This is a genomic window from Bartonella sp. SL320 (genome assembly GCF_059687635.1).
Genome location: NZ_CM185143.1, coordinates 1,127,107 through 1,141,962 on the forward strand (window position 1 = coordinate 1,127,107; position 14,856 = coordinate 1,141,962).

General features: G+C 36.8%; 15 protein-coding genes. 2 read left to right on the forward strand and 13 right to left on the reverse strand.

Features of this window, described 5'->3' with window-relative positions; genetic code table 11:
- Positions 1-4 precede the first annotated feature (4 nt).
- From AC6ER8_RS04690 to AC6ER8_RS04700, 3 genes are all read right to left on the reverse strand, one after another.
- Entirely contained in the window at positions 5-979 is a 975-nt protein-coding gene (locus AC6ER8_RS04690; protein WP_497077614.1) for a beta-ketoacyl-ACP synthase III, read from the reverse strand.
- 49 nt (positions 980-1,028) lie between these two features.
- Entirely contained in the window at positions 1,029-2,099 is a 1,071-nt protein-coding gene (gene plsX / locus AC6ER8_RS04695; protein ID WP_497077615.1) for a phosphate acyltransferase PlsX, read from the reverse strand.
- 160 nt (positions 2,100-2,259) lie between these two features.
- Positions 2,260-2,817, reverse strand: a complete 558-nt coding sequence (locus AC6ER8_RS04700; RefSeq protein ID WP_497077616.1) for a YceD family protein — start codon at positions 2,815-2,817, stop codon at positions 2,260-2,262.
- A 222-nt stretch (positions 2,818-3,039) separates the two neighbouring features.
- Between AC6ER8_RS04700 and AC6ER8_RS04705 the strand changes: the two genes are divergently transcribed.
- Entirely contained in the window at positions 3,040-3,519 is a 480-nt protein-coding gene (locus AC6ER8_RS04705; RefSeq protein ID WP_497079607.1) for an outer membrane protein assembly factor BamE, read from the forward strand.
- Between the two features lie 79 nt (positions 3,520-3,598).
- Here the strand turns inward: AC6ER8_RS04705 and nusB are convergent, their stop codons facing one another.
- From nusB to glyA, 6 genes are all read right to left on the reverse strand, one after another.
- Positions 3,599-4,069 carry a transcription antitermination factor NusB gene (nusB, locus tag AC6ER8_RS04710; protein ID WP_497077617.1) on the reverse strand — a complete coding sequence of 157 codons (471 nt, stop codon included), beginning with the start codon at positions 4,067-4,069 and terminating at the stop codon, positions 3,599-3,601.
- A 2-nt stretch (positions 4,070-4,071) separates the two neighbouring features.
- Positions 4,072-4,530: a 6,7-dimethyl-8-ribityllumazine synthase gene (locus tag AC6ER8_RS04715; protein ID WP_497077618.1), complete on the reverse strand. Its 459-nt coding sequence runs from the start codon at positions 4,528-4,530 to the stop codon at positions 4,072-4,074.
- Between the two features lie 81 nt (positions 4,531-4,611).
- A complete protein-coding gene (locus AC6ER8_RS04720; protein ID WP_497077619.1) occupies positions 4,612-5,229 on the reverse strand; it encodes a riboflavin synthase in 618 nt (205 codons plus the stop codon).
- Entirely contained in the window at positions 5,211-6,338 is a 1,128-nt protein-coding gene (gene ribD, locus AC6ER8_RS04725; protein ID WP_497077620.1) for a bifunctional diaminohydroxyphosphoribosylaminopyrimidine deaminase/5-amino-6-(5-phosphoribosylamino)uracil reductase RibD, read from the reverse strand. The genes AC6ER8_RS04720 and ribD overlap by 19 nt, the downstream gene beginning before the upstream one ends.
- Entirely contained in the window at positions 6,331-6,813 is a 483-nt protein-coding gene (gene nrdR / locus AC6ER8_RS04730) for a transcriptional regulator NrdR (RefSeq protein WP_497077621.1), read from the reverse strand. The genes ribD and nrdR overlap by 8 nt, the downstream gene beginning before the upstream one ends.
- A gap of 13 nt (positions 6,814-6,826) precedes the next feature.
- Positions 6,827-8,140 carry a serine hydroxymethyltransferase gene (glyA, locus tag AC6ER8_RS04735; protein ID WP_497077622.1) on the reverse strand — a complete coding sequence of 438 codons (1,314 nt, stop codon included), beginning with the start codon at positions 8,138-8,140 and terminating at the stop codon, positions 6,827-6,829.
- Between the two features lie 337 nt (positions 8,141-8,477).
- Here glyA and argC point away from each other — a divergent pair, with 337 nt between their 5' ends.
- Positions 8,478-9,410 (forward strand): N-acetyl-gamma-glutamyl-phosphate reductase, encoded by a 933-nt coding sequence (argC, locus tag AC6ER8_RS04740; protein ID WP_497077623.1) that lies wholly within the window; start codon positions 8,478-8,480, stop codon positions 9,408-9,410.
- A 20-nt stretch (positions 9,411-9,430) separates the two neighbouring features.
- Here argC and AC6ER8_RS04745 read toward each other — a convergent pair whose 3' ends face one another.
- From AC6ER8_RS04745 to hfq, 4 genes are all read right to left on the reverse strand, one after another.
- Positions 9,431-10,507, reverse strand: a complete 1,077-nt coding sequence (locus tag AC6ER8_RS04745) for a COX15/CtaA family protein (protein ID WP_497077624.1) — start codon at positions 10,505-10,507, stop codon at positions 9,431-9,433.
- A 151-nt stretch (positions 10,508-10,658) separates the two neighbouring features.
- Complete coding sequence (locus AC6ER8_RS04750; RefSeq protein WP_497077625.1) at positions 10,659-12,473, reverse strand: GumC domain-containing protein; 1,815 nt, start codon at positions 12,471-12,473, stop codon at positions 10,659-10,661.
- Between the two features lie 143 nt (positions 12,474-12,616).
- Complete coding sequence (gene hflX, locus AC6ER8_RS04755) at positions 12,617-13,960, reverse strand: GTPase HflX (RefSeq protein ID WP_497077626.1); 1,344 nt, start codon at positions 13,958-13,960, stop codon at positions 12,617-12,619.
- Positions 13,961-14,013: 53 nt separating this feature from the next.
- Positions 14,014-14,253 carry an RNA chaperone Hfq gene (gene hfq / locus AC6ER8_RS04760; protein WP_497077627.1) on the reverse strand — a complete coding sequence of 80 codons (240 nt, stop codon included), beginning with the start codon at positions 14,251-14,253 and terminating at the stop codon, positions 14,014-14,016.
- Positions 14,254-14,856 lie beyond the last annotated feature (603 nt).

Sequence of the window (14,856 nt, forward strand, 5' to 3'; positions counted from 1 at the left end):
TAATTTACCAACGAATAAGAACTGCTCCCCACGTAAACCCACCACCCATGGCTTCTAACATAACAAGATCTCCCTTTTTTATTCTTCCATCGCTAACAGCTTTTGTTAAAGCCAACGGAACGGAGGCTGCAGAAGTATTACCATGTTGATCAATGGTAATCACAACTTTATCTGGTGAAATTCCTAGTTTTTTAGCTGATGCTTCAATAATGCGCTTATTAGCCTGATGCGGTACGAACCAATCTAGTTGTGAAGAATCTATACCTGTTGCTGTAAAACAGTCATCAACCACATCCGTTATCATACCAACAGCATATTTAAAAACTTCCCGTCCTTCCATACGTAAATAGCCAATGGTTTGTGTTGTTGAAGGTCCACCATCAACATACAGCTTATCGATATGAGCACCATCAGAACGCAGTTTCGCAGACAATATACCACGCTCAAAAGTACTTTTCTCCTCAATTTCTTGTGCTTCTAAAATAGCAGCACCCGCACCATCACCAAACAAAACACATGTTGTACGATCTTTCCAATCCAAGATTCGAGAAAATGTATCGGATCCAATAACTAAAATCCTTTTAGCAGCTCCACAGCGAACATAAGCATCTCCAGTTGTTAAAGCAAAAATAAAACCAGAGCAAACCGCTTGAATATCAAAAGCAAACCCATGGCTCATCCCCAAAGCATATTGAATTTCAACAGCAGAAGCGGGAAAAGTCCTATTGGGTGTTGAGGTTGCTAAAATAATACAATCAATGTCTTTTATTGTTAAACCAGCATTTATAAGGGCTGCTCGCGCAGCTTCAATGCCTAAAGAAACCGTTGTTTCATTTTCATTGGCAATATAACGTTGATGTATTCCAGTACGTTGAATAATCCATGAATCTGATGTTTCAACAAACTTTGCAATCTCATCATTTGATAAACTATTTTGGGGCAAAGCACTTCCTACACCACGTATAATTGATCGAATCATTCAGCTCTCACCTTTTCTTTAGATTTTTCATTTTTATTATAAGAGCTTATCATAAGGTTTCCTCATTCATCGCCGTGTCATCTTCCTGATTAAAAAGCGTTTCTTTATTCTCATGAAACCATCGTAAATCAGCCGTTATTTTTTGCAAAAGTTCATTGTGAACCATCTCATAACCAACACGGATCGCAGAGGCAAAACCATTAGCATTGGCGCTGCCATGGCTTTTTATGACAACACCATTCAAACCTAAAAGCACGCCTCCATTCACCCTATCGGGATCCATTTTATGTTTCAGTATACGAAAAGCACCTCGTGATAAAAGATAACCAAGAGATGTTAAAAAAGAACTGCGCATTGCAGAATTTAAAATCTCTGCTATTTGCCGTGCCGTTCCTTCTGCGGCTTTTAAAGCAATATTACCAGAAAATCCTTCTGTTACAACAACATCGACTGTTCCTTTGCCAATGTCATTACCCTCAACAAATCCTTTATATTCCAACCCTTCTAATCGTACTTCACGCAATATCATCCCTGCTTTTTTAATCTCATCAAGCCCTTTAGCCTCTTCTACTCCCACATTTAAAAGGCCAACACTTGGTTTTTTAGTATGATATAAAGCGCGAAACATCCCCGCTCCCATAACAGCAAAATCAACCAACTGACGTGCCGATGCCCCAATCGTTGCTCCGATATCCAAAACAATACTCTCATTGCGAAGTGTCGGCCAAATACCCGCAATACCAGGGCGTTCAGCCTCTGCTAACATTTTTAAACAAAAATAAGACATGGCCATAAGAGCCCCTGTATTACCAGCAGAAATACAAGCATCAGCTTCACCATTTTTTACAGCTTCAATGGCATGCCACATTGATGATTTACCACGCCCATTACGAAGCGCTTGGCTTGGCTTTTCATCCATGCGTGTATAACTTTCTGTAGGATAAAAGCGCGACACAGAATCCAAATTGGGATATTTTTTTAAAACCGGCTTAACAACCTCCTCTATCCCATAAAACAAAAAATAAATATTGGACAATTTTTTTTGTATAATTGCTGCTCCTGCAATAGCTGCTTCTGGACCATAATCACCGCCCATGACATCTACAGAAATTTTAATCACGCTTGCATATCCTACATCTTTTTTTTCACTAATATCTTTAAACATATATTATGATTTTTAGCTCCTAAATACTTATCAGGCATATCTTATGAAAACAGCTTTGTAGAAAATACCGTTTTTATCATAGTATACAATAAATATTTTTTTTGTGTTTTTACAATTACTTCCAATTTTTCAAAACAGAAAATGGCGAATTTTTTTGCTCTGCTTCTTCTAAATTTTCAACCACATGTATTTTTTTTCCTTCTTTACGTGGATAATGATTAATAGACAACTCAAAAAATTCTTCCATGATTGCACCAATATCAATTTTGTCGTTATAAAAAACTTCTGGAGTATCAAGCCCTTCCACATCTAAAAATAATTCTCGTGTATCGTCTGATATTTGTGGCTTCATTAAATCTGAATCTTCAGGAACAAAAACAACCTCAATATTTTCACGGAGAATATTTTCTAATGGTTCTAATGTCACAACACATAACTGTACTATACGCGCTTGTAACAAACCTTTTATACGCACACCACGCCTTTTCCACGGAAAAATATGGAATTTTCCCTCGCAAGATTTGACTTCAACTAAATCATGGTTCTGAGCTAAATGTGTACATTCTTTTTTATTGGCGCAAAGATGAACTCTGATCCCTTTAGCAGGGAGAGAACGTACAGATATTGGATAAGCCAAAGCAAATGTTATTTGAGAAACATTTTGAACATTCATTGACAACTCCTAAATATGAAAACGTATAAAGCACCATACTTTTATTTAGCTCAAGGGTATTTCATTATTTTTTTCTTTTCTAAAGAAACTCTATATGGCATAATTTGCTTTATAACAGGGAAACTCAGTGTAAGCTACGGTAGATTAAGCTAAAATTGGAAAAAACTTGGGGTTGCCTTCTTGTCTTAAATCTCAGTATAAAAGGAGATATCATTGTTTCAAATGCCTTACATAATGGACTTAGTCAAACGTAAATTATTGATTGGTCTATCAATAGCAAGTGTCATAACACTTGCGGGTTGTAGTTTTCTTGATTCTTCAGGGTCGAGTCAGATTTATAGAGAGGGCTATATTCTTGATAAAAATGCTCTGAGTTCTATTTCTATTGGTTCAAGTCAAGAGCAGGTTCTTTTAGCTTTAGGGACCCCTTCATTAAAAACAAAATACGATAATGAAGTTTTTTATTACATCTCACAAACACGCTATCGTGGGATGCAATTTATGAAAACAAAAATTGTTGATCGAAAAGTTTTAGCTATTTACTTCAATGAAAATAATCAGGTTACAAAAGTTGCTAACTACGGTCTACAAGACGGTCAAGTTTTTGATTTTATTACAAAAACAACACCAACAGTAACAAAAGAACACCCTTTCTTAATTCAAATTATAAAGGGCCCTGCGAATCTGCCTACTCCTCATTAAGGTATATAACGCTGCATACTGTTTTAATATTATTAGGTCTGATTTTATCAGGCCTAATAATGCAGAGGATTATAATTTTCTAGGATCGGACTTTTTTGGCCATACTGTCGAGAACTGCATTAACAAGTTTTGGCTCATCCCCTTCAAAAAACGCTTTGGCTATATCAACATATTCATTCATGACAACCGCAACAGGAACATCTTTACGGTTGATTAGCTCCCATAAAGCTGCTCGTAAAATTGCTCGCAATATAGAATCAAGACGTGAAAGAGACCATTCTGCAGAAAGCTGTTGATGAAGCAAAGGGTCAAGCTGCTTTTGATCTTTTACAACGCCCGTTATGATCGCCAAAAACCACTGAAAATCCGCTTCAAGATACTGATTTCCATCAATATCTTTTCCCAAACGATAAGCCTCATATTCAGCTGCCGTTTCCATCACACCCGAACCTACGATATCCATTTGATACAGTGCTTGAACTGCAGCCAATCTTGCTGCTCCACGTTTATTGGCTGAACGCGGGAAATGTCTGCTTTTTATATCAGCCATATTTAACGATTATCTCCAAATCTCTTTTTTAGAGCGATCATGCATAAAGCAGCTTCGGCCGCAAAACCACCTTTATTTTTTTCATCTTGTTTTGCACGCACCCATGCTTGTTCTTTGTTTTCAACAGTTAAAATACCATTTCCAATAGCTAAGTGCTTATGAACCGTTAAATCCATCAAAGCCCGACAAGAATCATTGGCAACAATTTCAAAGTGATATGTTTCACCCCGAATAACACATCCCAGTGCAACATAACCATCATAAGATGATATCTTATTTTTCTCAGCAAAAGCGATTGCCGCTGGTATTTCTAAGGCGCCTGGAACCGTTATAACATCATAACTTACTTCAGCTTTTTGCAAAGCATTCACAGCACCTTTCAAAAGCGCATCAGAAATATCTTCATAAAAACGTGCTTCAACAATCAATACGTGAGACTTTTTACGTATCTCTTTCATCATAATGAAATTCCACAAAAAACGAATCAAAAAACTCAAAGTTATAGAGCATAAAACTCTAAAGACGATCAATAGAGTTGTTGCTTATTTATCTTCTCTTTTAAAAGCTAAAAGCTTAGCAGCATAGCGAGCAAGTTGATCAATTTCCAGATTGACCCAATCTCCAATTTTAGCTTGTCCCCAAGTTGTCATTTCAAGTGTATGGCGAATAATTAGAACATCAAAAACACAATCATCAACACCATTAACAGTCAAAGATGTTCCATTAAGTGCAAGAGATCCCTTAGGAACAATAAAAGGCATAAATGGTTTTGAAACTTTTAAATAAAAACGAATTGCATCTCCTTCAATTTTTTGTTCAATGATTTCAGCTAAGCCATCAATATGACCGGAAACTAAATGTCCTCCCATTTCATCACCCAATTTGAGCGAACGTTCTAAATTAACAAAAGTTCCTTTTTTCCATCGAGGAAGATTCGTTAAACGTAACGCTTCTTCCCACGCCTCAACAACAAACCAATTGGAATCTTCTTGATTAAATCCTCGTTCCACAATCGTCAGACAAATTCCTGAACAGGCAATTGATGCACCAATTGCTAAGCTTTCGATAGCATAGCGTGTCGTAATCTTTAAACGTATCCCCTGCTTTAAAGACTGAACATCTTCAACACAACCGATATCTGTTACAATTCCTGTGAACATAATGTCTTACGTCTCCATTTATAAAAACGATCATTTCCAAACATTCTTGTCTCAATTTCATGAAACTGCGAGAGATAATTTCCAAAATGAGGCGCTTCAATACGATTTTTTCCTAAAACAACAGGGCTATAAAAACATATCAAATGATCAATACAACCAGCATTCAAAAAATTCTCCCCTGTCTTCACACCCCCTTCCAGTAAAACACTATTGATCCCGTGTTTATAAAGCATCTGTAAAAGAGCGAAGGGTTCTAAATAACCATTATTCATCTCTATCGAATAAATAGATACACCATGTTTCTCCAGTGCATTTTTTTTGCTTTTCTTTGCAAGATCCACATCACAAATAACCCAAGTAGGAATTTTTATAGCGGTTTGGACAACTTTCGCATCGAGAGGGATAGATAAATCTGCATCTAAAATAATACGAATTGGTGAGCGCATCTCCATCCCTGGCAAGCGACAATTGAGCTGTGGATCATCTGCTAGTATAGTGCCAATACCAACGAGAATAGCATCATTTTGAGCCCGTAAAATATGCGTATGGGCATGAGAAAGCGTTCCACTAATTTTTATTCCCCCCTGCCCCTTTTTCCCCACACCATTATCAGCAGAAATTGCCATTTTAAAAGTGACAGCACAGCGTTGTATCTTCTTTATACACCAATGTGTCCACAAAGATTCCAAAGCCTCTTCAGCTAAAATGCCCTCAATGACTTCAATACCAGCCGCACGCAAAAGAGCCAGACCACGACCATTCACACGCTTATCACAATCGGTCAGAGCAACAACAACTCGGGAAATACCTGAATCAATAAGAGCATTGACACACGGAGAAGTTTTTCCATAATGTGCACAAGGCTCTAAAGTCACATAAGCAGTCGCTCCTTGAGCCAAAGAACCAGCCATGCATAAAGCTTGAACTTCGGCATGAGGCTTGCCATGAAGAGCGGTTACACCATGGCCAACAATAGACGATCCCTCACCGTCATTGTTTTGCACAATTAACGCACCCACGGAAGGATTCTCACCTGTAAGTCCCACATGACGCTCTGCTAAACGGATAGCCGCAGCCATAAACCGTTCATCTTGCACTTTTTTATTCATCAAAATGAGATTCTGTCTCCGCTATACCCTTTGATAACTCATCAATAACATCGTGAAAATCGCTTGCATTACGAAAATCTCGATAGACAGATGCAAAACGGATATAAGCAATATCATCTATTCTTTTCAATGCTTCCATTACAAGATGTCCAATTTTCTCTGAAGCTATCTCTGGTTCCCCCAAACTTTCAAGCTGACGCACAATGCCAGAAATTGCTCGTTCAATATGATCAGGATCAATATTACGCTTACGTACAGCCACATCAACCGATCGCATTAATTTATCACGGTCGAATGGCTCACATCGTCCACTTTTTTTAGTCACTAAGAGCTCACGCAGTTGAACACGTTCAAAAGTTGTAAAACGGCCACCACAAACGGAACATACACGGCGGCGGCGAATAACCGCCCCCTCCTCTGCAGGACGTGAATCTTTAACCTGTGTATCCTCATATTGACAGTAAGGACAGCGCATTTCTTTTATATCCTCAATGTGCGCTAAGATAAGAGTAAAGAGGAAATTGATTTGTTATCTCTTCCACCTTTTTCTTAACTGACATTTCAACAGCATGATTATCTTCATCATTTGTTGCATTCCGAAGACCATCAAGAACTTCTGCGATTAGATGACCAACTTGAACAAACTCTTTTTCTAAGAAACCACGTGTTGTAGCAGCAGGTGATCCTAAACGAATTCCCGATGTTATAGATGGCGTTTCAGGATCAAAAGGAATGCCATTTTTATTGCAGGTAATATGAGCGCGTCCTAAAGCCAATTCGGCACGTTTTCCTGTTAGATTCTTCGAACGTAAATCAACCAACAATAAATGATTATCTGTGCCCCCAGAAACAATATCAAAACCATTACTCTGTAATGTTTTTGCTAACGTTTTCGCATTAGCAACAACATTGGCACTGTAACTCTTGAAAGAAGGACGTAAAGCTTCCTCAAATGCAACAGCCTTTGCCGCAATCACATGCATCAAAGGTCCGCCTTGAAGACCAGGGAAAATAGCAGAATTAATTTTTCTGGATAAAGCCTCATCATTTGTTAAGATTAAACCACCACGAGGACCTCGAAGCGATTTATGTGTTGTTGTCGTTACAATATGGGCATGAGGAACAGGTGAAGGATGAACGCCCCCAGCAACGAGACCTGCAATATGAGACATATCAACGAGCAGATAAGCACCAATCTCATCGGCAATTTCACGGAATCTTTTCCAATCCCAGAATCGAGGATAAGACGAGCCTCCTGCTATAATAAGTTTAGGCTTACGTTCTTTTGCAAGTCGCTCAACTTCCTCCATATCAATAATCTGATCTTCTTGACGCACTCCATAGGAAACAACGTCAAACCATTTTCCTGACATGTTGACAGATGAACCGTGGGTTAAATGACCACCAGCATTTAAATCCAGCCCCATAAATGTATCACCTGGATAAAGTAAAGCTAAAAAGACAGCTTGATTCATTTGACTACCAGAATTAGGCTGTACATTTGCAAAAGCAGCTCCAAAAAGCTGTTTTGCTCTTTCAATGGCTAAATCTTCAACGACATCAACAAATTGACACCCACCATAGTAGCGCTTTCTTGGATAACCTTCTGCATATTTATTGGTTAAAACTGATCCTTGCGCTTCAAGAACGGCTCTTGAAACAATATTCTCTGAAGCAATCAGCTCAATCTCATGCTGTTGACGCCCAAATTCATCTCTAATGGCATCAAAAATCGCACTATCAACAGTTTGTAAATTATCATTAAAAAAGCGCTTTTGTGTGTCATTTTCTTGCTGAGTCATAAAACGTGTTCCTAACATTAAAAAATAAAGTCACTAAACGATAACACAGCACACCTTGTAAACCAAATATTTTAACCCCCTTACATTTAAAAAATAATGAGGAAAATACTCATTTGTTATCTTAGTCCTTGTGATAGAAACAGTAAAAAAGTTAAGTTAAGTTCCTTCTTTTAAACTCTTAATTTGTTTATATGTTTTACGAAATACCTTTAATATAAATAAATTCAATGAGTTAATGATTATTATTTAAGTTGGTAATGATTTAAAATAATTTATAATATGAAAAGATGGATATCGTTGAGATAAGTTAAGAGAAGTTTTATCAAGGCAAGTAAGAATGGCAACCAAAGTTTTTATTGATGGTGAACATGGTACCACTGGACTACAAATACAAAAACGCTTAGAGAAGCGTACAGATTTAGAGTTACTCTCTCTTGCTCATAAGGATCGCCATAATATTCATTTACGGCAAGACTATCTTAATCAAAGCGATATTGCCATTTTATGTCTTCCAGATGATGCAGCACGTGAAACTGTTTATTGGCTTAAAAAGAATAAAAACATTAGGGTTATTGATAGCTCAACAGCTCACCGTGTAGCCTCAGACTGGATCTACGGTTTTCCTGAAATGACAGCAGGCCAAAAAAAGCGCATTCAAGCAGCCCATTACGTATCTAATCCTGGCTGTTATCCGACCGGTGCCATTAGCTTGATTCGCCCCCTTCGCGAAGCAGGATTGCTAGACGCTGATTATCCTATCTCGATTCATGCAATCTCTGGCTATACCGGTGGTGGAAAGCAATTGATCACAGAAATGGAAAATCAATCTCAAGAAAATATTCCGGAAAATTATTTTATCTATGGACTCAATCTTGAACACAAACATGTGCCAGAAATTAAACTCCATGGACAAATCAACCACACGCCACTTTTTATACCCAGTGTTGGTCGTTTTCCTCAGGGCATGATTGTGAATCTTCCACTGCACCGTCATTTATTTACAAAATCAGCAAATTGTTCTGATCTGCGCGAAATTCTTACAAACCATTACGATGGACAAAATATCATTTCAGTTGCATCACAAGAAGAGACCTCTTCTCTTCAAAGACTAAATCCTGAATGTTTTGCCAATAAAGATGGTATGAAACTATTCGTATTTGGAAATGATCACGAAGGCGTTTTTAATCTCTGTGCCCTCTTTGATAATTTAGGAAAAGGCGCCTCCGCTGCTGCTATCCAAAACCTCGATTTAATGCTTTCAGGTCATTAAACTTCATCTGGATACACGCTTTATTCAACAACGCGATAAGCCCCTTTGGTTGCTCGCCAGTGCGCAACTGCAAAACATAACACTGCTAGTGCCATACTTTGATGAATAAGTCCCAAACTTATTGGAACCTCATGTAACAGCGTCAAGATTCCCAAAAGCGCTTGGATAATAATCATAACACAAATAAGAAATGCCCGGCGCGAGTGCGTTGAATGCGGAATATTTTTTTGCACATAGAAAGCATGAAAAACCGAGACAATAAATAAAAAATAAGCAAAAAACCGATGCACAAATTGAACTGTTAAGGAGTTTTCGAATAAATTGAGCCAAATAGGACGATGCTCTAACAATCCATCAGGAATAATCTGACCATCCATAAGCGGCCATGTATTATAGACTTTTCCAGCATGAAGCCCTGCGACCAAAGCACCAAAATAGATTTCTATTAAGACGAGAATAACAAGCCAAGCTGCAAAATATTGCACTCTTTGATTGGTTGGTTTTTCTGAATATTCTGCCAGTCCTCGAGATAAATAAGTAACAAAAATAATAACCAGGCATGCCGTTATAAGATGAAATGCCAAACGATATTGACTCACACTTGTTAAATTACTTTGTCCAATCCCTGAAGCAACCATCCACCAACCGATAAAACCTTGAAAAGCGATAAGAATTGGCACGACAATAAGCGGCAGTAAAATATTTTTTTCAATACGCTTCGTTACCCAAAACCAAATAAGCCCCAATAAAGCGACAAGACCAACAAGACGTCCGAGAACACGATGTGCCCATTCCCACCAAAATATGACCTTAAAAGCACTTAAAGTCATATCGCGATTAAGCAGTTTATACTGTGCTATCTGTTGATATTTTAAAAATTCCTCTTGCCATTGCTCAATACCAATTGGTGGTATGACACCGTGTATCGGTTTCCATTCGGTTATCGATAATCCTGATCCTGTTAAACGGGTTGCCCCCCCTACCAAAACAATTGCCAAGCAAAGCAATAAAATAGCATAAAGCCACACCTGAATTTGCTTTCGATTTTTCTTCTGCACAGGTGTCAAAATGCTCTCGTTAAATTTTTTTACTGCCATCTCTGATTGCCCCACGCTTCTCTCCAAATGCACATGCATTTCAAAGTTTAAACATTAAATCTTTATAGGATAATATCTACTATAACCTTAGAAAAATACAAGAACACCACGATAATATAATATACGATACATATGTATCTTTTTTTTACATTTATGCTGTAATAATGCGATAAACAGTCTTTGGAAAGGAATTGACCATCCGCATCATCCAATCCTGTTTATTCAGAACAGTATTACAAATATAATAGTCTGTTAGCTCTGCAAATTGCTCAACCCCATATTGGGGTTCGCTTGCCATCTCTAAAATGATAAAATCGTACTCTTTTTTAAATTCTTGTAATATATGAGAAATATCATTTGAAAAATCTTGTGCAGAAACAGCGCTCGTTAACCCCTGAGGGAGAATATCAACCCCCGTATCATAATCACGGTAAATGACATCATGAAACTGGGCATTGCCTGTTAAAATATCACTCAGTCCTCGATGTGGACCAATGACTTTCTCTATTTGTTGACCAGAAATATCGACCAATAAAATTGTTTTGTTCTCTTTTGCAAGATTAAGTGAAAGCTTTGCCGCTGTCCGTGCTGCCTCTGGTCCAATGATTGAAATAACGGTTGAAGCACACCATTTCAAGACATCAGATAATCCTTCTATCGTAATAAAAGCCTCAAGATTTTTTGTTTCTTGAGAGACTAAAATATTCTCATTCTTCTTAAGAAAATTTTCTTTTGATCTAAAATCCTCTTCTGAGTGTTGTTCTCTTTTTCTTCTAAAGCACGGATAAAATAACACTATTCCAAGTAAAAGAGTAATGAGACTAACCAAGGCACTCACAAGAATATTTTTTCCATAAAGAGATATAAAAGAAATTGGTGCTAACTTTGTTGGCATCACCACCTGGATTTTTGTATTTTTCAAGAGAAGAGAAGCATCATTCGAATCAATGACTTTTTCTTTCCCTTGAGCAGACTTACTTATTGCTTTATTTTGTGCATTGATCGCTGCTTCTATTTTATTTTCAAATTCATTAAATATTTGACTTAAAGATTGGAATTGATCTTTTACAAAAGAACTCATTCTTTTTTTGAGCTGTTTTTCCAATTCCGTTGTAATAACCTCATCTGAATGGATTTGATAAACGATCTGTAAAATTTTATTTTTTAATTGTTGAGAAATAGCTTCTAATTCTGCAGTCATCGCCTTAATTTGAGGATGTGCCCACCCCAATTGTGCAGCCATATGTGCTCTTTGCGTCTCCAAGAGATCACGTTTAGATTCCAAAGCAACAATTGCTGAATTTTCTGCAATAAACGATAAAGATAGTAAAGATTGCCCCTTTTCACGCATCATATTAATTGTTGCATTCAAACTTGTTAAATGAATACGCTTTAAAGTTGCTTGCGTTAATTGCATTGAAATATCATGAAGCTCTGTTTGTTTTACACTATGTTGAATAAACGAATCGATCGATGCACGGAATTCCTGCATAATATTAACGATTGCAGTATTATCATATTGTTTGTCTTCTAACTTCTCATTTAACAAAGACTGTTTTTGGGGCGTGACTGCTTGTGAAAATACGGAAAACCAAGTTTCTACTCCCTGTTGAGCTGCTTCAAGTGTTTCAGATTCAAAAGTAAGATCAATAAGGTTACCATGACGGGATAAACGGATATTTCCTTGATTTTGTTTCCGATAAGAATCCTTCAAAGAAGCATGCGAATCATCTAAGAATAGAGGCTTTGAAAATAAAAAGGCGATAATATTGTCTTGTTCTTCAATTGGTAATGGCTTTCCTACAGAATCAGATAATAAGAATGTTAAAGTTGCTTGGTAGCCACGGGGTTGAATAAAATAATACCCCCAAATCAAAGAGATACACAGCATTGGTAACAGCAAAACAATCACAATGTTTCGCCATACTGTGTATATAAACAGTCTTTTATTATATTTAAGACTCATCTTTATTTTAACCAGCAAAATACTTCTTCATATTGTTTTATTAAGAGAAAGTAGTAACTATCCTCTTAACTTGCTGTGATATTATTTTGAAATAAGAAAAACATAAAACTTAAGCAAAGATGTTCAACAATAGCTTAAAAAAACTAATTCATATTTTTTTTGATGTTCTCTAGTTGTTTTTTTGCTTCAGAAGTAAGAACAGCTCTAATGGTAACAGACCCATCATCATGTCCTTCTTGCATTATTTCCGCAGAATTTTCATAAAACCAATCAATAAGCGACATTTCATGAGACTTTAAAAGATATTCAATGCGTTGAACCTCTCCAAAAATTCGCTTTTCAATGGCTCTTAATAGCTGATCGAGTCCTTCTCCCTTAAGCGCAGATATCATGAAAGCAGAGTTTAACCGTGTCTTTGCGCTCGTTTGTAAAACATTCAATGCTTGCTCATCTAACACATCAATCTTATTCCAAACTTCTATGATACGCTCTGTATCATCAATATCGATATCAAGACTTGAAAGCACTTCTAAGACATCTTCAGCATGAGCACGATGATCAAGATCTGACATATCTCTTATATGAAGAATGAGATCCGCTTCAACCACTTCTTCAAGGGTTGCTCTAAACGCTGCAATCAAGTTTGTTGGTAAGTTAGAGATAAAACCCACAGTATCAGATAAAAGAATAGTTTTTCCATGGGGAAGATTAACTTTGCGCAAAGTCGGATCAAGCGTTGCAAATAACATATTCTGTGCCAAAACATCCGCACCGCTTAAATGGTTAAAAAGTGTTGATTTTCCTGTGTTTGTATACCCTACCAAAGCAACAACAGGATAAGATGTTTTTTTTCTTTTTACTCTATGAAGCGCACGTGTTTTAATAACCGTTGCCAATTCGCGACGAATACGAATAATCTTTTCTTGTAAAAGACGCCTGTCTGCTTCAATTTGCGTTTCACCAGGTCCACCTAGGAATCCACGCCCCCCCCGTTGTCTTTCCAAGTGCGTCCAACTGCGTACAAGCCGTCCTTTTTGATAGGACAAATGCGCTAATTCTACTTGCAAAACTCCTTCTTTTGTTCGTGCACGATCACCAAAAATCTCAAGAATTAAAGCTGTTCTATCGATAACTTTACAATTCCATAATTTTTCTAAATTACGCTGCTGTACCGGCGTTAAAAAGTGATCTATAATGGCAAGATCGATGGAATGTTCATTAATATAATCGGCAAGCGCATTTGCTTTACCTTTTCCAAAAAGAGTTGCAGGACGAGGCGTTGCAATGTTAATTGTTTCATAATTAACAACTTCTAACCTTATCGCACGCGCTAACCCCAATGCCTCTTGAACACGAGAAGAAAGAGAACGCTCTCTTAAAGAGTTTTCACTTCTACTCTCTTGAAAAATTGGTATCAAAACAAGCGTGCGCACCTGCTTTATAATTTGCGAAAATACCCCTTCTAATCTCTCATTTTCATTTATCATAGTAATCTAAATACTTTTAAAGGGGATAAGAGGTTTATCGTAAAATGATGTGGTTATTCAGGATTTTCTCCTTCAAACATCTGTACAGGCTGTCCAGGCATAATCGTAGAAATAGCATGTTTATAAACCAATTGCGCGTGTCCATCACGACGCAAAAGAACACAAAAATTATCAAATGAAGTTACAATACCTGTGAGTTTAACGCCATTAACAAGAAAAATTGTAAGGGAGATTTTTTGCTTACGCACCGTATTTAAAAATACATCTTGCAGGTGTTGTGATCGCTCTGCCATTATTATTACACCTTCATCTCGATTGCATAAAATATTCGTGCATGCATATCGACTGAAAAATATCCAATTGTCAACGTAGAAGCTTCAAATTTTAGCAACAAACAACTGAAATTAGAGAAAAAAAGGATCCTCAAGGCAATAATAGAGTACAGCTTACGAAAATCTAGCATTAAATTCAAATTTTTTCCACGTTTACTTTTTGATGAGCTTACAATTAAAAAGACAGACTTTTATACATCCCAAAATATATACGGGATAATGAATCCCCTTCATTTAGAATCAATAAAAGTAAGCGGACAACAACATTATTTATTATCGATTATCAATATTTAAGATAAGCATTCGCACCGCACTGTTTTTTAAGATTAATATAACTGCCATTAAATTGTCTTTATCTTTAAAGATAATAAGTTGATAAAGTTTTTGATAAGAACAAGTTGTAAACAGTATTTTTGTTTTTGTTAGCATAAAATAATGGATTGTTTTTATTGTATTTTATAATCCTTTCAACAGAGGTTAAGATACGGCGTTAACTTTATTTTGATAAGTTTTCAATTTTTTTTCCTCAGCATATTCCTTTCTAAATAATTAACAGCTAGTATG